Source organism: Helicobacter sp. 13S00482-2 (genome assembly GCF_002272795.1).
Taxonomy (GTDB): domain Bacteria; phylum Campylobacterota; class Campylobacteria; order Campylobacterales; family Helicobacteraceae; genus Helicobacter_J.
This window is the reverse complement of sequence record NZ_MLAT01000004.1, coordinates 129,402-151,142: the sequence shown is the minus strand read 5'-3', so window position 1 is coordinate 151,142 and position 21,741 is coordinate 129,402. Positions and strand designations below refer to the sequence as shown.

General features: G+C 32.6%; 19 protein-coding genes. 7 read left to right on the top strand and 12 right to left on the bottom strand.

Annotation, left to right across the window (positions count from 1 at the left end):
- The first annotated feature begins 127 nt into the window (after positions 1–127).
- From BKH42_RS03425 to BKH42_RS03405, 4 genes are all read left to right on the top strand, one after another.
- Complete coding sequence (locus tag BKH42_RS03425; RefSeq protein ID WP_095294915.1) at positions 128–676, top strand: hypothetical protein; 549 nt, start codon at positions 128–130, stop codon at positions 674–676.
- A gap of 571 nt (positions 677–1,247) precedes the next feature.
- Positions 1,248–1,769 (top strand): hypothetical protein, encoded by a 522-nt coding sequence (locus BKH42_RS03415; RefSeq protein WP_095294911.1) that lies wholly within the window; start codon positions 1,248–1,250, stop codon positions 1,767–1,769.
- Between the two features lie 260 nt (positions 1,770–2,029).
- Positions 2,030–3,682: a ShlB/FhaC/HecB family hemolysin secretion/activation protein gene (locus tag BKH42_RS03410; protein ID WP_180673947.1), complete on the top strand. Its 1,653-nt coding sequence runs from the start codon at positions 2,030–2,032 to the stop codon at positions 3,680–3,682.
- Positions 3,683–3,774: 92 nt separating this feature from the next.
- Positions 3,775–5,064 carry a hypothetical protein gene (locus BKH42_RS03405; RefSeq protein WP_095294906.1) on the top strand — a complete coding sequence of 430 codons (1,290 nt, stop codon included), beginning with the start codon at positions 3,775–3,777 and terminating at the stop codon, positions 5,062–5,064.
- Positions 5,065–5,145: 81 nt separating this feature from the next.
- On the opposite strand, the gene BKH42_RS09425 is transcribed toward BKH42_RS03405, so the two are convergent.
- The 11 genes from BKH42_RS09425 to metE form a co-directional block, all read right to left on the bottom strand.
- Positions 5,146–5,289, bottom strand: coding sequence for a hypothetical protein (locus BKH42_RS09425; RefSeq protein WP_180673945.1), 144 nt, complete (start codon positions 5,287–5,289; stop codon positions 5,146–5,148).
- Between the two features lie 73 nt (positions 5,290–5,362).
- A complete protein-coding gene (hemE, locus tag BKH42_RS03400) occupies positions 5,363–6,385 on the bottom strand; it encodes a uroporphyrinogen decarboxylase (protein WP_095294904.1) in 1,023 nt (340 codons plus the stop codon).
- Between the two features lie 122 nt (positions 6,386–6,507).
- Positions 6,508–7,836 (bottom strand): cation:dicarboxylase symporter family transporter, encoded by a 1,329-nt coding sequence (locus BKH42_RS03395; protein WP_095294902.1) that lies wholly within the window; start codon positions 7,834–7,836, stop codon positions 6,508–6,510.
- 97 nt (positions 7,837–7,933) lie between these two features.
- Positions 7,934–8,293, bottom strand: coding sequence for a cytochrome c3 family protein (locus BKH42_RS03390; protein WP_095294900.1), 360 nt, complete (start codon positions 8,291–8,293; stop codon positions 7,934–7,936).
- Positions 8,294–8,296: 3 nt separating this feature from the next.
- On the bottom strand, positions 8,297–8,929 hold the full coding sequence (locus BKH42_RS03385; RefSeq protein WP_095294898.1) for a hypothetical protein: 633 nt from the start codon (positions 8,927–8,929) through the stop codon (positions 8,297–8,299).
- Positions 8,930–8,951: 22 nt separating this feature from the next.
- Positions 8,952–10,250: a M20/M25/M40 family metallo-hydrolase gene (locus tag BKH42_RS03380; RefSeq protein ID WP_095294896.1), complete on the bottom strand. Its 1,299-nt coding sequence runs from the start codon at positions 10,248–10,250 to the stop codon at positions 8,952–8,954.
- A complete protein-coding gene (locus tag BKH42_RS03375; RefSeq protein ID WP_095294894.1) occupies positions 10,251–10,904 on the bottom strand; it encodes a 3-methyladenine DNA glycosylase in 654 nt (217 codons plus the stop codon). It abuts the gene before it with no gap.
- Entirely contained in the window at positions 10,904–12,517 is a 1,614-nt protein-coding gene (locus BKH42_RS03370; protein ID WP_095294892.1) for a tetratricopeptide repeat protein, read from the bottom strand. Before BKH42_RS03370 ends, BKH42_RS03375 begins: the two co-directional genes overlap by 1 nt.
- 38 nt (positions 12,518–12,555) lie before the next feature.
- Positions 12,556–14,112, bottom strand: a complete 1,557-nt coding sequence (locus BKH42_RS03365; RefSeq protein WP_095294890.1) for a flagellin A — start codon at positions 14,110–14,112, stop codon at positions 12,556–12,558.
- 159 nt (positions 14,113–14,271) lie between these two features.
- Complete coding sequence (locus BKH42_RS03360) at positions 14,272–15,168, bottom strand: methylenetetrahydrofolate reductase (protein ID WP_257874250.1); 897 nt, start codon at positions 15,166–15,168, stop codon at positions 14,272–14,274.
- A gap of 9 nt (positions 15,169–15,177) precedes the next feature.
- Positions 15,178–17,424, bottom strand: a complete 2,247-nt coding sequence (metE, locus tag BKH42_RS03355) for a 5-methyltetrahydropteroyltriglutamate--homocysteine S-methyltransferase (protein ID WP_095294886.1) — start codon at positions 17,422–17,424, stop codon at positions 15,178–15,180.
- A 274-nt stretch (positions 17,425–17,698) separates the two neighbouring features.
- Here metE and BKH42_RS03350 point away from each other — a divergent pair, with 274 nt between their 5' ends.
- Positions 17,699–18,706, top strand: coding sequence for an A/G-specific adenine glycosylase (locus BKH42_RS03350; protein WP_095294884.1), 1,008 nt, complete (start codon positions 17,699–17,701; stop codon positions 18,704–18,706).
- A 17-nt stretch (positions 18,707–18,723) separates the two neighbouring features.
- Here BKH42_RS03350 and BKH42_RS03345 read toward each other — a convergent pair whose 3' ends face one another.
- Positions 18,724–19,689, bottom strand: coding sequence for a hypothetical protein (locus BKH42_RS03345; protein WP_095294882.1), 966 nt, complete (start codon positions 19,687–19,689; stop codon positions 18,724–18,726).
- 510 nt (positions 19,690–20,199) lie between these two features.
- Here BKH42_RS03345 and BKH42_RS03340 point away from each other — a divergent pair.
- Entirely contained in the window at positions 20,200–21,036 is an 837-nt protein-coding gene (locus tag BKH42_RS03340) for a hypothetical protein (RefSeq protein ID WP_095294880.1), read from the top strand.
- Positions 21,033–21,716 carry a C39 family peptidase gene (locus BKH42_RS03335; RefSeq protein ID WP_095294878.1) on the top strand — a complete coding sequence of 228 codons (684 nt, stop codon included), beginning with the start codon at positions 21,033–21,035 and terminating at the stop codon, positions 21,714–21,716. The genes BKH42_RS03340 and BKH42_RS03335 overlap by 4 nt, the downstream gene beginning before the upstream one ends.
- The last annotated feature ends 25 nt before the right edge of the window (positions 21,717–21,741 follow it).

Below are 21,741 nucleotides of genomic sequence, written 5' to 3'. Positions count from 1 at the left end.
TCATTCGATTCAGAGCCTTCATCAAAAAACGCAGAAACAAAATCAAAGAAGAAAACCCACATGATGAACCCAAAAATCCTGAAACAGTGAAGATTCTAGAAGATGTTATGAAACAAAGGAGAGGAGAGTGATATTTATTATATCAGTATTATTCTTATTTCCTATCATTAACTTAATTTTTTTCTGTATTGATAATAAAATTTCAAGATTAGATAAAATTATATCTATTATTCTTATTATTTTATTTATTATTTTTGGTATTTATAGTTTAGTATATGATTATATATGTTTCTTATTTGTATTTACATTATTATCATTATTTTTATTATTATTCATTTATATAAAAATAAAAAATAAATTTAAAAATATAAATATAAACGAAATAAACATGATTATTTATTTCATCACCCCGCTACCTTTTTTATTTGACGGAGTTTGTGGATCATATTGTATGACACTTGTTCATCATTTTACAATATATATTTGGGTGATTATTTTTTCTATCCTCATGGCTCTTTATGCTTTAGTGTTTCTTATCAACATTATTGTTCGGCTTGTATCTTTCATCAAAAAACGCAGAAACAAAATCAAAGAAGGAAACCCACATGATGAACCCAAAAACCCCGAAACAGTCAAAATTCTAGAAAATGTTATAAAACAAAGGAGGGGAGAGTGATGCTTGAATATATTGGATCATTATTATTGTTATTGTTGTTATTGCCTTCTGTAATCAGTTTAATTCTATTCTATATGGATAATCAATTCTCAAAAGTAGATATATTTATATTTGTATTTATATTCATATTTATATTCATATTTTGCTTATCTATTTTTATTTCTGATATAATAAAACATTATTATTATTACATTAATATTATATTATTCTATGTTATAATTTTTCACATTGTCATATTATATTATATTTATCTAAAAATAAAATATGGATTCAAAAATATAAATCTCAATGAGATAAGCTTGATGATTTATATGAGTGCTTTTTTATTTTTTTTATGTTTCATTTGGATTCCAGACCTAGATCATGATTCTCGGGACATATTTAAGAATTGCTCTGGAATAGCCCTCATAATTTATTATTTACTATTTCCCATCAATCTCATCATTCGAGCTAGAGCCTTCATCAACAAACGCAGAAACAAAATCAAAGAAGAAAACCCACATGATGAAGTAAAAAATCCTCAAACGGTCAAGATTTTAGAAGATGTTATGAAGAAAAGGAAAGGAGAGTGATGTTTGATTATATTATTGAATGTGCTATCAATTTAATCCCTATATTATTGCTATTATTTCCTATGATTAACTTGATTATGTTCTATATGGACAATCAATTCTCAAAAGTGGATAAAATTGTATTTATAATTATTTTTATAGCTCATTTATTTACTTTTAATTTTATTATTTTTATATTACAAGATAATTATCTTATTTTATTTATTTATCTATTTATTTATATGATTATCTATTTATTATTTTTTATTCATATAAAAATAAAAAATAATAAAATAAATATAAATGATATAAGTCTGATTATTTATATTAGTTTATTTATACCTGTTTTATTTGCTATTGTATTTTATCAGATAGGCTCATATTTCACTACATTCAAAGATGTTGATCTGCTGGGTGAACTTCTCATTGCTTGGTTTATTTTTTTCATTCTTGCAGATCTTTATATTCTAGTATTTTCCATCAACATAATCATTCGAATCAGAGCCTTCATCAAAAAACGCAGAAACAACACCATTAGATAAAAGAAAAGGTTGAAAATAAAGTTTGCTCCCTTCGGCTTACTTTGCTTCTCTAGATAGAATGGAAATTTATACGATAAGTATGTTTTTTTATATATTAATAAAATTTTAAAATACTATACAATAAAATTATAATCAATATAAGTAATTGTATTTGATAATATTATTATCATAAATATATTTATTTTAATAAATAAAAAATAGAGAGTGATTTAAAAGTTATGAATATCTTGCGAGGTTGCATCATAAAGTGTTTATTCGTAATGTTTTTAATCATATCGCCTCTTTATTGTGAATCTTTGGATTTTATGGATTTTTCACCTATTTATTCACTAGAATTTTTATTGCATCATAGGCCTGAAGTAATTCCACCTCCTAAGGGTGTGCCTTTTGATTTAGATTTTTCTTCTATAGATTTGGATTCTCCTAAAAAAGTCAGAAGGCCTATTTGTTTTATTATCAAAAATATCGAATTTGTTCCATTGGGCATCAAGGATACGGATCCTCGAAAAATACTCAAAAAATTCTCTTTCAGTTACAAGGTTGCCAAGCCCTATATTGAGACTTGTATGGGGGCAAGAGAAATCAATATATTTCTCAACAAACTCAATGCGAAATCCATACAAAAAGGCTATGTCACTACAAAATTTGGACTTTTGCCTCAAGATCTTGCAAGTCATACGTTAAAAATAGGTATTCAGATTGGTTTTGTTGGGGATATAGAATACCTTAATGAAGGACAGATGTTTTTCTTTGGCAAAGATTTTGGGGTAAAAAGAGGCGATGTGCTTAATTTGCAAACCATAGAGCTAGGTGTCAGTAATTTGAAACGGTTGCGTTATTTATCTACTACTAGCAAGATCATTCCTATGGAAAAAGATTCTAAAGTTTCTATCGTTTTAGATGTCAAGTCCTTGCCTATATTTATGCAAGCTTCTTTTGATAATGGTGGGAGTGTTGAAGAAGGATATGAGGGAACTTTTCTTTTGGGTATTGAGAATCCCTTTCATTTAGCAGATAGTTTGCAGATTTATTTATTGGGATCTATTCCCTTTTCAAAAATCAATCATAGTTATTACGCTTCTTTGAGTTATTCTATTCCTATTCGGAGATTTTTATTTCAAATAGACTCTTCTTATGCACACAATGCCAATCAACTTGTCTTTTATGGAATCTCACCTATTTATAGCGGTCAATCTGTGAATGTCGACTTGAAGACGACTTATCTAGCTTATGCAGATACGAAAAATCAGTTCTCCTTTGGACTTGGATTTTCTGGAAGATTTTCAGATAATTATCTAGAAAATATCAAATTAGATGTGCAGACAAAAAGACTTGCTGAAATTTCAGCATTTCTGAGTTATAAAAGATATATTAAAAATTCTCAATTGAATTTTATTTTAAGCCTGATACAAGGAGTCCCCGCATTCAATGCAAATGAAATTGTTGATAAGAGATCTTATTCATATACGATTCCTAGTTTAAATCTATATCTCTACGATCCCTTTAATCTATGGAAAAGTCTTTTTGTGTATAGCTCTACTATCAAAACTCAGATTTCAAGGGATCATTTGTATGCAAGTGAAAAAATGAGTATTGGAGGGCGTTATAGTGTCAGAGGCTTTAACCATTTCAGTCTAAGTGGTCAGATGGGAGTACTTTATCGTAATGATTTGACAATTTATTTGCCTTCTTTTTGGGGATTCACGTTAGCACCTAGTTTGGGTATGGATATAGGATATGTCAGGGATGTTATAGGAGATAATGAAGGAACAGGGCTTTTATCAGGAGGTGGGGCAGGGATCCAGCTCCTATATAAGTATTTTAATGCTCAAGTATGGGGATATTTACCATTTTATAATCCATACAATGCACCCACTCAGAATTTATTCTTTTCTGTTGGGGTTAATTGGTAGGAAATTCCAAAGTATATTCGCAACTCCAAGAAGAAGCTATTTATTTAAACTATTAAAGTAAAAATAAGTATGTATTTATTATAATCCTAGTTATGAAAAATCATCACACCATTCTTTTTGTGGTTTTTTTAGTTTTATTTATAGGGTGTTCAAAATCCCCAACATACGTAAGTGATTCTAAGAAGTACGTTTCCTTTGACATTGATTATCACGATATTGAGAATGTCGTGAATAAAAACACGACTTTTTTGCTTAAATCTAAATTTGTGAAAAATCAAAAAGATAAGAAAATCATCGCCATATCTGATATTGTCAATGATACAGATGATGACATTGATGTGGAATTGCTCTCTCGTAAATTGGCTTCTAAGATCCGCCAAAGTGATTATTTCATCATCACTAATGCTATTTCTGGAAGTGGTCTCACCACTGATTATTTAATCAAAAATTCTAGAAAACTCAGGAGCGATGATGAATTCAATCAAAAACAAATAATCCAAAAAGGCAATCTTCTAGCCCCTGATTATTCACTTTCAGGGAAGATTAGCAAAAAGATTAGGAATATAGGGAAAAAAGAGAGAGTTGATTATGTTTTTTTGCTTACTTTGACAGATATTAAGACAGGATTAATCCTTTGGGATAACGAAATGCTCATTTCAAAGATCATCGACAAAGATAGATTGAATGAATATACAAATACTCTTCAAAAAACTGATGCTATCAATCAGCCAAATCAAGAGAAAAAAGAAATATCAAATCACTTCATAGTAGGTATTGAGACTCGCTTACTGAGTTTTGGAAGTATGCAAACCCCTAGAGTTTCTCTAGCTCCATATGGTTATGGAAATAATATCAATTATGATCATACTCCAGTAGGAAGTTTTGATCTTAAAATAGGCTATATGTTAAGTTTGCATAAAACATTGTCTTTTCAGTTCAATGCCCTTTATAGCTACTCTAGTTCTGAAGAAAAAGATCCCTATATCTCGTATTATTATTCTGACTACAAAGATCCATTAAAGGATATTGGTTATTGCTCTAGTTTTAATAAGGAATGCATTTTTTCTGCCACAAGCCACAAGCTAGGTGGCGAGATTGTCGCTATATATACTCCCTTTGGGAAGAGAGTATCTGATGGAGGATTTTATTTTAGTGCGGGATTATTAAAAGACATCAGTTCTAAAGTGAAATATAAAATCAAAGATATTTATATTGAAAGAAAATTTGATGCTTATTACCCTGCTTTAGGTATTGGCATCATAGGTTTTTATGGTAATGTAGGTTGGAGCGTGGGAACAAAAATCGAATGGAGCACAGAAGAAGAGAACTATTTTTCTCAAGGCTGGTCAATCTTTGCGTTGGGGCTATTCTTAAAAATATAGACTAAATAACCCCTCTGCATCTTGCTTATAGCTTTCCATAAATATTCATCTGCTTTTATCTAGCTATTCTAGCCATAAAATTCATTGTCTAGGTAGCCAGATAGTTGAACCTGAAAGATGTTGAGGCTGTTCTTTTATGCTAAATGCCTGATCATTTCCTGTTACATTTGCACATCCGCTAAACAAAGCTATAAGTAGAGCTGAAATAATAATGAGACTTTTCATTTATAATCCTTTTGATATTTTTTATATCCAGGATTATAAATATCTATTATTAATAATTATTAAATAATAATTATTATCTTTTAGTTTTTTCTCTTACCATCTGAACAAAAGATATTGCGTTTTCTCTAGGCAAATCTGGCAACATTCCATGACCTAAGTTGAAAATGTGTCCTTCTTTTTTGCCCATTACTGCAATGATTTCATCTATCCCTTTTTCCATACTTTCTTTGTCATATAACCTTGAGGGTTCGAGATTGCCTTGCAATACATATTTCTCTCCCAAGTGATGCTTCGCCATTTGCATGGGCGTACTCCAATCCACGCCAAAGACATCAAAATCTCCATCAATGGAGTCCAAATACCCTGCTATTGATTTGGGAAATAAAATCACAGGTATTTGTGGGAACTTCTTTTTTAAATGTGAGGCGATGTCTTTCATATATTTCCAACTAAATTCCAAATAAGCATTTTTTTCTAAAGCTCCTGCCCAAGAATCAAACACCATTACCGCATCCGCTCCAGCTTTTATCTGCATTTCTAGATAGCCTTTTAGCTCATCAGTTATTTTTTGCAAAAGCATATGTAATAGCTTTGGATCCTTGTAGAGCATTTTTTTGCTATGTGTGTAGGTTTTACTTCCTTGCCCTTCTATCATATATGTTGCTAATGTCCAAGCAGAACCACAAAATCCTATCAATGCCTTTTCTTTAGGTAGGCTAGATTTCACACTACAGAGGGTATCATAAACATAGGTTAGATTTGAATAGATATTGGTTTTAAGATTTTTTATGTCTTCTTCACTTGAGATTTTGGAAGAAAACTTTGGTCCTTCTCCTGCTACAAATTCTAGTGGCATTCCCATTTCAAGAGGAACGACTAAAATATCACTAAAGATAATCGCCGCATCAACATCCAAAATATCCACAGGCTGGAGTGTCACTTTGGCCGCTAATGTAGAGTTGTGGCAAAGATCCAAGAAACTTCCTGCTTGTTTTCTGACTTCCTTGTATTCTTGTAGATATCGCCCAGCTTGTCTCATCATCCAAATAGGGGTATAGGGGGTTTGTTTTCTTTTACAAGCATCAATAAAAATCATTTGCATCCTTTTGTGTTTTGGCAATATTTAGAAAAAATGTAGAGTTGTGTCTGCAATTTTGCTCTGAATTATACAATCACAAACAAAATTTTAAATACAAAGCTCAAAAAATGACCTCAACATTAAATAACTTTAAATTCATCGGGATGATCTAATGCATAACGAAATTTTTCCATATCGACTTTTTTATCCCAAATAGATACAACCATACATGCCACAGAGTTCCCACATAGATTTCCTACAGCACGCATATCACTCATAAATTTATCCACACCAAGCAGGGCTGCTACAGTTACCGCAGGAATAGTCCCCACACCTGTTCCCATTGCTTGAAGGGTACCAGCTAGGACAATAAATCCAGATCCTGAAACCCCGACCGCACCTTTTGAAGTTACCATTAAGATAATGAGCATACTAATGGTTTGTTCTAGACTCAATGGTATTCCAAAGGCTTGAGAGAGAAAAATCACCGAGAGTGCTAGGTATATATTTGTACAGTCAAGATTAAAAGAATATCCCGCAGGAATGACAAGACCTACCGCACCTTTGTTGATTCCAGCTTTTTCTAGTTTTTTCATTAAGGGGGCAAGTGCGGTTTCTGAAGAACTTGTGGCAAATACAACCAAAACCTCTCGTGCGATGAAACGCATGTATTTAAAAATATTTATTTTTGCACTTGCACAGATGATGCCTAAAATAATAAATATAAATACCAAACAACAAAACAGCATCACAAATAGCAAATACGCCATATTATAGAGTGTTTCAGCCCCAAATTTACCTATTAAAAATGCCATTGCACCAAATGTTGCCACAGGACTATAATAAATCAATATCGTTAAAAGCTTGAAAAAGAAGCTTTGTACTTTTTCCAAAGGCTTTATGATTTTTTCTTTTGTTTTTTGACTGAGGAATAAAATCACGATAGAAATCACAATTGCCATGAATAATACTTGGAGCGTGTTGCCTGTTAAAAATGGGGTGATGGGATCAGAAGGAATTGCACCCATTAAAATCGACTTCAAAGAACCTATATGCTCAGTTTTACCACTAGAAGTATATTGTGCTACTGAAGATGGATCTAGTTCGCTCACATCAAGCCCCATTCCATGCCCAGGTCTAAAGAGTTCCCCAAATCCAATTCCAATTATCAAAGCCAAAGTACTCACTATTTCAAAATAAATGACTGCTTTAATTCCTAGACTTCCTAGCGATTTCAGACTTTCTAAACCTACAATTCCACAAATGAGCGTGAGAAAAATGATTGGACCTATAAGCCATTTGAGAGCTTTTAAAAATGGATCAATACTCCAGCTTTTTGTAGAAATACCCCACTGTGGGGCGATTATCCCCACGATTATCCCTGCAATAAGTCCAACCAAAACCCAAAATACAAGACTCGTGGCAAGTTTTATTACTAGTGGTTTTTTACTATTTTCTTCCTTTAGCATATCTTCTCCTGTTTGTGTGTTGGAAATATCCTATAGCATATTGTATGAATCTAGGCCATAAAAATAATATTTTTTGATGAAGTATTACAATCAGTAACTATTTTGTATGAAAGAAGTTATTCTCAAGTTCTTGTAAGAAAATACTTTTATCTAAGATTTTGGAATTTTTTTGAATATCTTGATGGCAAGAAATGCATTCTTTTATCATTTGGTGCGAGGAAGTTAATTTGGGATTATTGAGTTTTGTGGCATCATGACAGGCAAAGCAATCTTGGCCACAAGTATCCCCCATATTTAGCTGAGCCATCTTTTCATCAGTGTGGCAATTTTTACAAGTAAGCATAGGAGAATGTCTTTTGTCATTGTAATTGAGATTATAATGACAACTAGCACAATCCCCACTACATGCAAAACTAAGTTGTATAAAGAAGAATAAAAAAAATATGATTTTTTTCAAAAACTATATCTCAAAATCAAAAAATGAAAAACTCACCATTATTTGGTACATATTAAATTTTGGATTTGCATAAAGTGAAGCTTGATCTTTTCTTACTATGCCAAAAGGTATTCCACTTCTTGCTTCTATATTGATACCAAATCCTTGTATCACATTTACAAAAACACCGATGGTTCCTACTCCTGAATGAATATTATACTGATCTGAATCACCAGGTAAGCCCAAATGTTCAAGTTGATAGCCTAATGAAATCTTTGGTATCACCCAGCCATCAAGCAAACGTAAGGCAAAGCTCCCCCCTGCAGATAGATAGTAAGTATCTCCTGCTCCTGCATCTAGGTACCCACCTATCATCAGCATTTTTTTTGAACCACCTACCCAGCCTCTTTCTAGTCCAAAATAGACGTTATTTGAGGAAAGATTATAAGAGTTTTCTCCATTTTTAAGAGTTATATTTGAGGAACTGAGATTTTGATAAACGTATCCTATCTTGAAAACTCCATAACTGTGATTGGGTTCATTGGGTTTGAGTTGCAACTTCGGAGGCTCTTGTTTTGTATCTGTTTTCTTCGTTGCATCTTGGGTGAATGCCCATAGGTTCCCCAAAACAAAAATCATTAAAATCAATCTTTTCATTAGTATTTCCTTGAATCAAAAGCTATATTCTATAATTTTCTATGAAATTCTCCAAGACTTCAGAAAATTTTTCAAAACAAGCTATATCCAACCTTTCATTTATAGAATGTGGAGAAATGATGGTAGGACCTATAGAGAGCATTTTAACACCTTTTTTCCCCATTGCTTGAAATCTTTCTTGTAATATCCCGCATTCTAATCCAGCGTGAATTTGACATATTTTTGTAAGATTTTTTCCAAAAGCATTTTTGATTTTATGCAAAAATTCATCTTCTTCAAGCATATTTTTTTCCCAAGGAGGATAAAAATCATCTATTTTTATTTCTGCGTTCATATCAATGCTTTTAGCTAGATTTTTGGCTTCAAGCAAATTGCTATCTAGTAACGCTTTGGTGTTTGATCGTCCCATTAATGCGACTTTGATTTTTGAATTTTCTTGAGATAGGAGTGAAATATTAACAGAATCAACGACATCTTCCTCGTTTTTAGCCCTAAGTCCATTTTTTATCCCTAATATGAAATCCATAATATTTTTTTTATCATAACAAGTGGTATTTGATTTTATTTCTTGCACTAAAAATTCATTACAAGAATTTATGATTTGATTTGTTTTTATGATTGCTTTAGAATTCACAGGGATGGAATTGATTTTTTCTCCTCCAGAAATACTGCAAATCCCTCCATCAATCTTATCTATAAATTCACACAAACTAACTAAGGCATTTTTAATATTTTTGTGTATATCAATCCCGCTATGTCCTCCCTGAAATCCTCTAGCTGCTATTTGGTAGGTGTTTTTATAAGATGAAACATCAGGCTTGAGATTAAAAATCACACTCATATCATAGCCTCCAGCACAACCTAATACAATCTCCCCAAATTTTTCAGAATCCAAATTGATAAGCCTATTAGATGCTATATTTATTTCCAAACCTTTTGCCCCTAAAAGTCCCACTTCTTCGTTGTTGGTGAATAAAAATTCTAGATCTTTATATTTTTGCATTAAATATAATTCCAAAGCCACTCCGATTCCATTGTCCGCACCTAAAGAAGAATTTTTTGCTTTCAAAAAACCATCTTGTATATACAACTCTAATGGAAGCTGTTTATTTGCTTCTCCAACACCTACCATATCATAGTGAGATTGTAGGCATAATTTAGGATTTTTAGCAGATGCATAAATATTCCCTGCTTTGTCGGTTTGAACATCATAACCACAATTTTTGCTAAATTCTATGATCCATTCAAATAATTCTTGAGTATGAAAACTAATATGAGGAATAGAGGAAATTTCTTTAAAAATCTCTAGAGGATTTTTCATTTATAACTCCAATTTGATTTTCTTTTTTGAAAATTCTACTATTTTCCCATGAAACCTAGCATAAATTTGGGCTAGACTCTTTTTGTCTTCATAAAGCTTGAATACATTCTTTAGATTTCCATTGATTCCATTTTCAAACCAAGATTGTAATTCATCATAATCTTGTATTTCTATTCCTAAAGAACACAGAAATTTATAAGTATATTTATCAACTACCATCACTTCTTTTCCACAAGCATAATTCAAGATGCTATCAGCACTTTCCTTTCCAATCCCTCTTTGAGATAATAACCATTCTCTATCAACATCGTTTCTAAACCCTTTAAAACTTCCAAAATCTTTCAAGATATTTTGGCATAACAAAATAAGTCTGCTAGATTTTTGGTTGAAAAAGCCACTAGAAACAATATGTGAAGCTAAAACATCAGGATGCATCTGCGAAATATTTTTTAAGCTAGTTTCATCTTCGTCTAATATAGAACAATCCTTGAGGGATTTTAGAGATTTTTCTACATTTTCCCATTTTGTATTTTGGGTTAAAATAGATCCAATTACAACTTCAAAGCTCAGTGCATTTGGCCACCACCAAACATCTTTTCCTGTAAGTAGATCAAGTTTTTTTAGAGCTTTAAGAACATCATAACTATCAAACATTACATTACCCCACTTAGGTAGTTTCTTAAAGTTCTTAATACCTCATCCCAATCCTCATTTTTCTCCTGTGCTATACCAAGAACACAATCATACCAATGTGATTGAATACCTATGAATTGGCCATTTTTAAAACTATTTTGTCCCAACATTCCCCATCTCCAATCATATCTTTTGGGCAATAAAACAATTGTTGGGATTCCATAACTTCCTGCTAGATGTGCTATTGAGGAATCTATGGTGATAAGCAAATCTAGTTCTTCGAGATATTTTAGGGTTGATTTAAAATCGGTTATATGAGTAGATAAATCAATGACGCCAAATTTTTTACATATGTTTTTTGCAGTGCTTTCAGGCTGAAGGGAATACACTTCAAAGCCTTCTAGGCATTCAAACAGTCTTTCTGGAGCTATGGATCTATCTGAAGAGCTTTGAGAGTGTGAAAAAGAAGTGAAAAATACGCCTATCTTTTTAACTTTACTAATATGAAGTGGGGATTTTCCCTTTAGGAGGTTTATTTCTAGTCTTTCTGAACCAAGTATATAGGGCAATGAAGTCAAAGGGATTGCCACATCATAGGGGGTGATTTGAAGATGATTTTTTCTTACTCTATTACCCCATCTATCAGCAAAAAGACTCACAAGCTTTGGTTGAGGGAGAATCTGAATGTTTTTTGCTGGTAGGTTAAGTTTATCAATGAATCGAGAAAACATCAGTGTATCTCCAAAACCTTGCTCGTGATATAAGAGGATATTTTTTTCTTTAATATCTCTATCAAATGTAGGTATGACAAGTTTTTTATCCACGCCATAAGGGAGCTGATTTTCAAGAAATAAACGTGCTTGATAATTCATAAAGCCTTCATCGTATTCACCTATACTCAAAAGCAAATGAGCATAATTAATCATAAAGCATGGATTAGGAGCCATAGAAATGGCCTTCTTGTACATTTTTTTTGATTCTTTAAACAAAAGAGCGTATTTGAGGGCATTGGCATAGTTAAAATAATAATAAGCATCTTTGGATTTTGACATTTTTAGACTCTTATAAATTTCCAATGCTTTTTCTTCTTCAAACATCTCGCAATATATTGAAGCTAAATTTATTTTTGCGTTTTTGTACCCTAATTCTGAAGCTTTTTGGAATATTTTTATTGCATTTTCTGTGTCTTTAATTATTAAAAATTGATTTCCTAGATTATACATTGCCTCAACATCTTTAGGAGATATATTTAGCACTTCTTGATAGTATCTGATGGCTTCAGAAAAGTTATTTACATCTGTGTATGCTCTAGCTAAGTTAAAATATAAATCTGCATTGGTAGATGGGATAAGGTTTGATAAAATCTCTATGGACTTTTGAGGTTGATTAACCTTGCGGTACATTTCTGCTAAAGTGACCCAAGTTGAAATATCATCCTCAAAAATGCACAAAGAGTGTTCAAGATATTCAATTGCCTTAAGATTTTTCCCCATTTCCCATAAAGACAAAGCACACAACTTCCAAGCTCTAAAGTCTTTTTCATTTTGAGATAACGTCTGTAGAGAATGAGTGATACAGGCTTTATAATCTTGATTTTTGAAAGCTTTTTTCGCAGAACTAAGATGAGTGTTCATATGAGATATTCTTCCCTCTTTAAAAGAGGGAATTGAAACTAGCTAAGAAGTCTTAAGATGTTTTGTTGAACAGCATTTGCTTGACTCATAGCATAACTTCCTGATTGGGCAAGAATGTTATATTTATTGAAGTCAGCAGATTCTTGAGCAAAATCCACTTCACGGATTTGAGATTCAGCAGCTTTAACATTCACCTGTGTGATAGTGATATTATTAACAGTGCTTATCATTTGATTTTGAACAGAACCAAGATCCGCACGAACCTTATCAAGCATTTTTTGAGCAGATTCGGCGATATCCATTACTACCATTGCACCTTTTAGGGTTGTAACACCAGAACCTAAACTTGCATTTCCACTAGCCAAAACGGCATTGTAGTTTGCACCTGATGCTGATTTTACAGCGGAATTAAATGTACCTGTTACATCTCTTAGATTCACAGTTGTTTGAGCCACTTGAGTTGCACCAAATCCAACCGCAGAAAAACCACCAGTTGTTGAGTTTGCCGCAGATAAAACGATGATAGCTCTAGCATCTAGGCGACTCAAAGACAATCGACCATAGTTTTCAGAACCAGTAGCAGCAGTTGTATCTTGACCACCATTAACTGTACTGATTGCAGCAGGAGGGGTTTGTCCATTCGCACCAGCAACAGGAGCAGTGGTTTTTAGAGAGATACCTCTACCATCTACGCTTCTTAGATTCAATCTACCATTTTGGTCTGTGTAAGCCTCTACGCCAGTCTCTGATGTAACCGCGTTAAAAGCAGCAACCAATCTTCCATCGCTATCATTTGCTTTGATGCCTACGATATCACCTAAATTGATTCCATTGATAACAACACCACCTAATGTGCCTGAAACAATAGAAGTATCAGAAGTAGTGATAACATTTGCTTGAGCTCTGATACCTGATTTATCACTATTTTTGTTGATAACTTCAGCTAAAACTCCAATACCAGTACCCGCAGAAGTAGAAATTTTTACAGATTCCAACTTGATATCATTCACGCCATCAACTTGCTTGAAAACCAAACTAGTATTCCCAGAAGCAGTTATCAACGCCCCTGTTTGGATTCTAACTTGACCAATTTTATCAGATGTTGTAGAGCCTATAGAAGCCTTGATACTTTGGTTTGAGTAAGCACCCACTTGGAATTCTTTGTTGGTAAATTGACCAGAAAGGAGTGCTTGACCATTATAAGAAGTAGTATTCCCAATGTTATCAAGCCCTTGGATCAAACGAATAATATCTGATTGAATCGCTTTTCTTGATGCTGTAGTCTGACCATCTTGTGCAGCTTGAGTAGCTTTTACTTTGATAGTATCAAGGATTTTTAATTGCTCATCCATTGCTTTATCTGCAATTTGAATAATTCCCATACCATCATTTGTATTTTGGATCGCTTGACCCAAAGCACTTGCCTGAGATCTCAAACTATCTGCAATGATCATACCTGAAGCATCATCAGCTGCTTTGTTGATTCTAAGACCTGAACTCAATTTTTCAAGAGAATTCTTGAGGTTTGTTTGTGTGAGCACCGATTGAGCGTGTGCATTCATCGCATTGATATTTGTATTGACTTGAAAAGCCATGTGTAACTCCTTGTTAAATAATCCAAAGCTTCCTTGCTTGGTTAGAAGTTATATCGGCTATTTTAAAATCGCTTTAATATATTTTTTAGCCCACCATCTTGTTTATAAAAAATTTTCTTTTTTGGATTTAGAGTTTGGAAACTTCTCATCAAAAACATCCTAACACAGGATTTTTTTGGCCAGTTCTATTTTGTTGGAATTCATAAAATGGATTTTGTGATGAATATTGCAGAGTTTTTCAAAGAGATTTTTACTCAACTCAAATCCCACTTTGTGTTCCTCCTCTTCATCTCTTTGATGAGCTTTTTCTAGTTTTTCTAGCCATATTTTAGGGACAAATACACCTGGTAGTTTAGAGTATAAAAATTGGGCACTTTTATATTTGAGAATAGGGAAATATCCAAATACAAGTTTTGCGTTGGTCTGAAGTTCTTGATTGATTTCTTCACAAGAATCTAAGAGATACTTAGCATTTTCTATATCATATATAGGTTGGGTGAATAGTGCTAGGGCTCCTGATTTTATTTTTCGTCGCATTTTATTTTTTAAACTTAAAAGATTGTTAGAATGTGCATTGATAACCCCAAAAGGATAAATGGGTCTTATATGCCCTTTAATGAGTGAGTGATTGAGATCTTTGTTTTGGTTGAAATTATTGATAAGCTCTATTAATAAAGAACTATTACCTTCAAAGACAGCTTTTGCATCAGGCTGATCTCCAAGTTTGATGGGATCTCCTGTGAGTGTTAGGAACATTCTTATATCAAGCTCATTTGCTCCTAAAATCTCACCTTGTAGTGCTATTGAGTTCCTATCCCTCATATTTAAGGTAGCGATAATGGGTTTTTTTAAAAAATTTTGGAGTTTAAGTGCCGTGAGTATGGGAGAGGGTCTGAATTTTGCCAAAGGTGCATCTGTGCAAATAAGTGCATCAAAGCCATTCCAATTTTTTAGTTCTTCAAGGAGTTCCTCTCCTATACTCACTGCTTTTGGAGGATTGATTTCATAGCTTAGAAACTTGGTGTTTAGAAGTTTATGAATACATTCCTCTATCATCATTATTCCTTAAACGCTTTCCCTGATATGCTTAACAGCTTGGACTAGGTTTTTTAAAGCAGGTTTGACTTCTTCCCATTTCCTGGTTTTCAATCCACAATCAGGATTGATCCAAAGCTGTTCTTTAGGGAGCACAAGAAGCAAGAGTTTGATTTGTTTGATAATTTCTTCTTCACTAGGAATTCTTGGGCTATGAATATCATATACCCCTGGTCCTACTTCATGTGAATATCCAACTTGTGCGAATATCTTAAGAAGTTCATTTCCACTCCTGGCGGTTTCAATGCTGATGACATCTGCATCAAGTTCCTCAATAGTTTTGATAATATCGTTGAATTCGCTATAGCACATATGGGTATGGATTTGTGTTTGTGCTTTTGCGATACTTGTAGATATTTTAAAACACTCTAATGCCCATTTTTCATATGGTTTGATATTTTCTTTTCGTAATGGATATCCTTCTTTAAAAGCCGCTTCATCAACTTGAATGATTTTGATACCAGCATTTTGTAAGTCGTTAATTTCATCAGAGATTCCTAGTGCTATTTGTTTGCACACTTCACTTCTGTGAATATCATCACGCACAAATGACCAATTCAGAATTGTCACAGGTCCTGTGAGCATTCCTTTTACTATTTTTTTTGTCAAACTTTGGGCATAAGTAGCCCATTTTATTGTCATTGGAGTAGGCCTACTCACATCACCATATATAATAGGAGGCTTTACACATCGGCTACCATAGCTCTGCACCCATCCATTTTGACTGAATACAAACCCATTGAGTTGTTCGCCAAAATATTCAACCATATCATTTCTTTCAGGCTCTCCATGCACTAGAATATCTAAGCCAACTTCTTCTTGAAATGAGATGCATTCTTTAATGTAGTTTTTGATTTCTTTTTCATAATCCTCAGGACTGATTTTAGATTTTTTAAAATCCTGCCTTAATGTCCTTAATTCTTGAGTTTGTGGAAATGATCCTATTGTTGTGGTGGGTAATATAGGATAGCTTAGTTCTTTGTGTTGCAGCTTGATTCTATCTTCAAATGGGGCTTCTCTAGTTGTTTTGATGGATTTTTTAAGTCTTTCTTGAGCTGATATATCGCCTATTTTGGAGTATTTTTTTCTTTGTTCATTGATGGTTTTATTTTGTTGATATTTGATTTCATTTGATGGGTTGATACCCTCTTTGAAAACTGATTCCAAAAGCTCAAGTTCTTCAATCTTTTCTTTTGTAAAACTTAACCAAGAGAGCGTTTCTTTTTTCATTTTATCCTCGGAATCTTTGCTAAAGGGGGTATGCAAAAGTGAACAACTTGAACTCAAAACAATTCTATCTTTGGGAATTTTTTCTGATATTTGATTCAAAAGTTTTAGTTTGGTATCAATATCTGCTATCCATATATTTCTACCATCAATTACTCCTGCATAAAGGGTTTTATTAGATTTGGCAATACTTTGTATGGAGTTTAGATTTTTTTCTCCATATAGAAAATCTAGTCCAATTCCGTTAATCTCGCTTTGACATAATATTTCTGTTGCCTCTATGGAGTGTTCAAAGTAAGTTATCACAATAGTTTTGAATCCTTTTTTGGCGATTTGATTATAAACATCTTTGATTTTATGAAAAAATCTTTTATCCTCCCCTTTGACAAAAATAGGTTCTTCAAACTGTATCAATATAGAAGAATCAATATTTTTCAGATTATCAAGTAGTTTTAAATAAGCATTTTTCACATTTTCAAACACATCTTCAAAGCTAGAATCATCTACAATCTTAGAAAGTGCTACAAAAGTAAAAGGACCTATGAGATTAATTTTTGGTTTATAGTTTAATGATTTGGCTTCTTTATATTCATTTTCAATCTTGAGGGTGTTGATTTCATAGGTATCTTTTGCACTCAGTTCTGGCACAACATAGTGATAGTTCGTATTGAACCATTTAGTCATCTCACAAGCAACGCTCTCTTTGAAACCTCTAGCCATTCCAAAATAAAGCTCCAAGCCATCAAATTTCTTAAACCTCTGCGGGATTGCACCGAGCATATAGGCTAGATCTAGCATATTGTCATAAAGACTGAAGTCATTCACGCTCACATATTGAAGATTTTTTTGATACCCCCAGTGCTTGTATCTTAAGTCTTTGGCAGTTTGTTGTAGTTCTTTTTCGCTACTTTTACCCGCCCAAAAACTCTCCAAAGCTTTTTTTAACTCTCTGTGTTCACCAATTCTTGGAAACCCAACAACAATACCCATCATTTATCCTTGAAATTAAATTTTATGTATGGATATTATCATACACATATTGTGTTTTAATAAATTTGATATTTTTATAAGAAAAATTTGAGCTTATTGGTGATAAAAGATAAATATTTTTTATGATTAAAGTAGCCTAAAATAAGTTCATTAGAGATATATTTTTACTAAAAGTAACATGAGTAAAAAGTTAAATTTTAATTTCGATAAAAGCAATCTTAGAAATCAAAATAGATATAATTTTCATATTAATAAATATCCAAATGGAATGCATATGGAATCAAAAAAATTACAAAAAATACACAATGAAATACTTCAATGGTATGAACTAAATGGTCGAAAATATCTACCTTGGCGAAACTTGAGTGGAGAGAACGCTCCTTATGGGGTGTATGTGAGTGAGATCATGTTACAACAAACTCAAGTAAGCACGGTATTGGGTAAATATTATGAGCCTTTTTTGTCTGAATTTCCTACTTTAGAAGCTTTGAGCAACTCTGATGAAGAGAGAGTTTTACGTTTATGGCGAGGGCTAGGATATTATTCACGAGCTAGTAATATGCTCAAAACTGCAAAAATCTGTGGCAAATATCTACCTTCTGAGCCAAAGGAACTTCTAAAGTTACCTGGTATTGGAGAGTATAGTGCTGGGGCAATTGCTTGTTTTGGGTTTAGAAAGTCCGTGAGTTTTGTAGATGCCAATATTAGGCGGGTTTTGAGCCGATTTTTTGCACTTAAATCTCCTAGTATGAAGGAATTACAAAAGTTAGCCCAAAAAATACTCAATCATCAAAATAGTTTTGATCACAATCAAGCACTCTTGGATATTGGTGCGATGGTATGCTTACCTATAGATCCTAAATGCAAAATGTGTCCTTTACAAAATTGGTGCGAAGGGCAGGGAGATGCACTAGTTTATACCCAGAAAAAAAAGATTACTTATGAATCTTTGAGTTTAAATCTTGGAGTATGTGTATTTGAAGATAAGATAGGGTTGGTAAAAAGTCAGACTTCTTTATATAGGGGGTTATACAATTTTCCAAAGATAGTAAAAACAACAGAAGGGGGGATTTTGAATTTTCCTTTTTTAGGAGAGTTCAAGCACTCTTATACACGTTATAAACTGAATATAAAGGCTTATTTGATTATGGATGCGGATTTTTTAGAGAAAGAAATAGAATTTTTTGGTTTGAACGAGTTTGAAAGATTGCCTATGAGCAAGATGGCTTTGAAGGTATTAGATCTCATCAAAGAAAAAGAATTTTTCAGATCCATTGTGTAGATCTGAAAAATAATGAATTATTTAAAATAAAGCCCGAATGTTAATCCTGCGGTATTACTATTGTAATCAAGTGAATAGTTCATATAATTAAAAGCTATTTTATAACCCAAATGAGCATTGATATCTCTTTTTGTACCTACTGAGAATCCAACTCCCATACCGTTATAATCCTGACCACTAAAAAGCACCATAGGGAGCTTTTCACCATCACGTCTATCAGAGGCTCTAAAAGCTACATTTGCACCGATAAACATCAGGGAATTCTCTTTTGCCACTTGCCATAAAAACCTAACCCCTGCTTCATCTCCAGCTTTGAATTTATGATTCATTTCTCCATCATCTGAGGAAAATTTGTATTTTTGATTCAGATTTAGTCTATAGTAGAATTGACTGGTAAATGAAGCAAATTTCTCTCCATCTGCCTTGTATTGTTCGACAAAATTAATGAAAAATGTATGACCTCCAAAATATTTCATTTGAGATTTAAAATCTGCAAACATTGTGTTAGTGATGATGTCAGAATTATCCCCTATGACCACATGGAAACTCTCGCCTTTATATAGTGTCGCCATCAAGCCGATATTCGCACCACCAAAATTCACGATATTAGCTTTAGGATTGAAATCTTTATATATTGGGCTACCTGTATCTATATCTGAATATTGATAATACCCATTTGCATTTGCGAATATTTCAAAATAATCAAACAGACCATATCTTGCGTTTAGATTCAAAGTCGCATCAAATTGACTTGAATTGTTATTTTTATTTTTTGAAAATGTAGAATAGGTGATATATTGACCATCTATTTTTCCTTGCAAGTAGGGCGTTGAATACCCACCTTTTCTAGCTATAGTATCTGCTGAGACATCTATGCCAAAGACAAAATCATTCCCATCCAACACATCACCCTCTATAGGAGGTCTCGCAGAGACCACAGTGAGGGTGAAGGCTAGGAGTGAAAATAAAGCTACTTTTTTCATAATTCCTTTCCTTTGAAATAAAATATGGCCAAGAACAATGATATTGATTCTTGATTTGATAATGGTAACAAATTTTAACACCCATGTCAATAAAAAATAAATAAAAATAATATAAAGTGCATTTTTATTTAATAAAGATACCATAAATAGGGAGGTATGGTGTGGAAAATATATTTATAATATTTAATGATATGGATATAAATCAGTATTTATAGATATAAAATAGATAAAATAATAGAGATATGATATATAAGATGAATATAATTTAGAAATTATTTTTTATGAACATAAGTGAGTATATTTTTTATCCTGAAGTAAGCTTTGATAATAACGTAATTCACGCTATTTTGAGTTATTAATATATGATATAAATATCATTTAGGATATTTATATAGCTATAATCTATGAAGAATCTATGGTATTATATTGCTAAAATTATGAATTTATGGTATTAATGAAAAAATATTATTATTTTTATTGGTAGCTTCTAATATCTATGGCGATGCGGTGATGATAAATAAAATGCTCACTCAAAAACATAGCCTCAGATTAGATGTTTTGATATTTTATGCCAATATTCAAAAACAAACCAATGTGTTCGCTCCTGTTATCACCACATCTTCACCAACAGATACTTCAAGTATATACAGCATACCTTCAATACTTGGGGTTCAGCAGTCTAATCAGGATTTTTTAAACTTTGGTCTCAATCTCAGATATGGCATCACCAAAGATATTGAGATCTTTGCTTCTCCTAGTTTTTTCTATCAATATAGCAATCTAAGTGATAGTGCCTTTTCTGTAGAAGATACATATGATTTTAATAACTTCAATATGGGGTTTGTCTATCAGGTCAAATCCGAAGGTAAATACCCATCATTACTGGTTGGAGCGACTCCTATTATTATCTCAAAATCTATACCTGCATCGCTAAAAGATTCAAAAAATAAGTTTGATTATTTTAAAAACTATTCGTTTTTTGCCACGAGTTATTACACTGTTGATCCGATTGTTTTTGTTCTTCAGGGCGGCTTTAGCTTGAATCTTCAAAGATATCTCGATGATCATATGCTGCAGATAGGTAATACATTGAATCTAAGCCCTATGGTTTATCTAGCCTTGAATCCTTATACTTCGGTAAATTTTGGGATTAATTATCAGTATAAATTTAAAGATAGACTTGATGGATCTATCATAGCCCATCAAGGATCTTCTATTGCCTATCTTTTTGGAGCGAGTTATGAGGTAAATCCTAGCTTGATTGTGAGTGTGAATATCAATAATTTGAGTACAAATTTATACACTAGCAATAGCGTGAGTGTATTGTTTTCATATAAAATAAAATGAAAAAATTTATATTTTTTGTTCTATTAGGTTTATTAGATGCAAAAGTATATATCAATCAAAGTAGTGTTCTCATAGAGCGACCTGTAAAGTCCTGGATAGAGTTCAGGAATGCTGATTTGGTGAGACAAAAGTATGACTATAGCTGTGGGAGTGCTTCTTTGGCTAGTATTTTGAAATATTATTATGAAGATGAATCTATCAGTGAGTGTGGGATTATCGATGAGATATTAAAATCTAAAGGCTATGGAGTGAATGAAAATGAAGTACTCAAACAAGGGGATAACATTATATCGTTTTCAGATCTTTCAACATATGCCACACAAAAGGGATTTAAGGTGCTTGGACTTGCGGTGGATTTTCCTACTTTGTCAAAATTAAAGATACCTGTGATTGTTTTTGTGAGTATTAGAAACATTGATCATTTTACTGTATATAAAGGTATGGATAGAGAATATGTGTATCTAGCTGATCCAAGTTTTGGAAATATTAGAATCAAAATAGATCAATTCAAAGAGATATTTTTTCAGCGAAGTGATCCAAAGTATCCAGGTAAAATATTAGCTATCTTGCCTCAAAAAGGGGATACAAAAATAAATAAAAATTTTATGAATATCAAAAAAGATTCAAATCTCATCTATAAAATCATCAATCAAGACCTTATTCATCATCGATTCAGGTGATTTTACCTGTATTCAAAACTTTTTG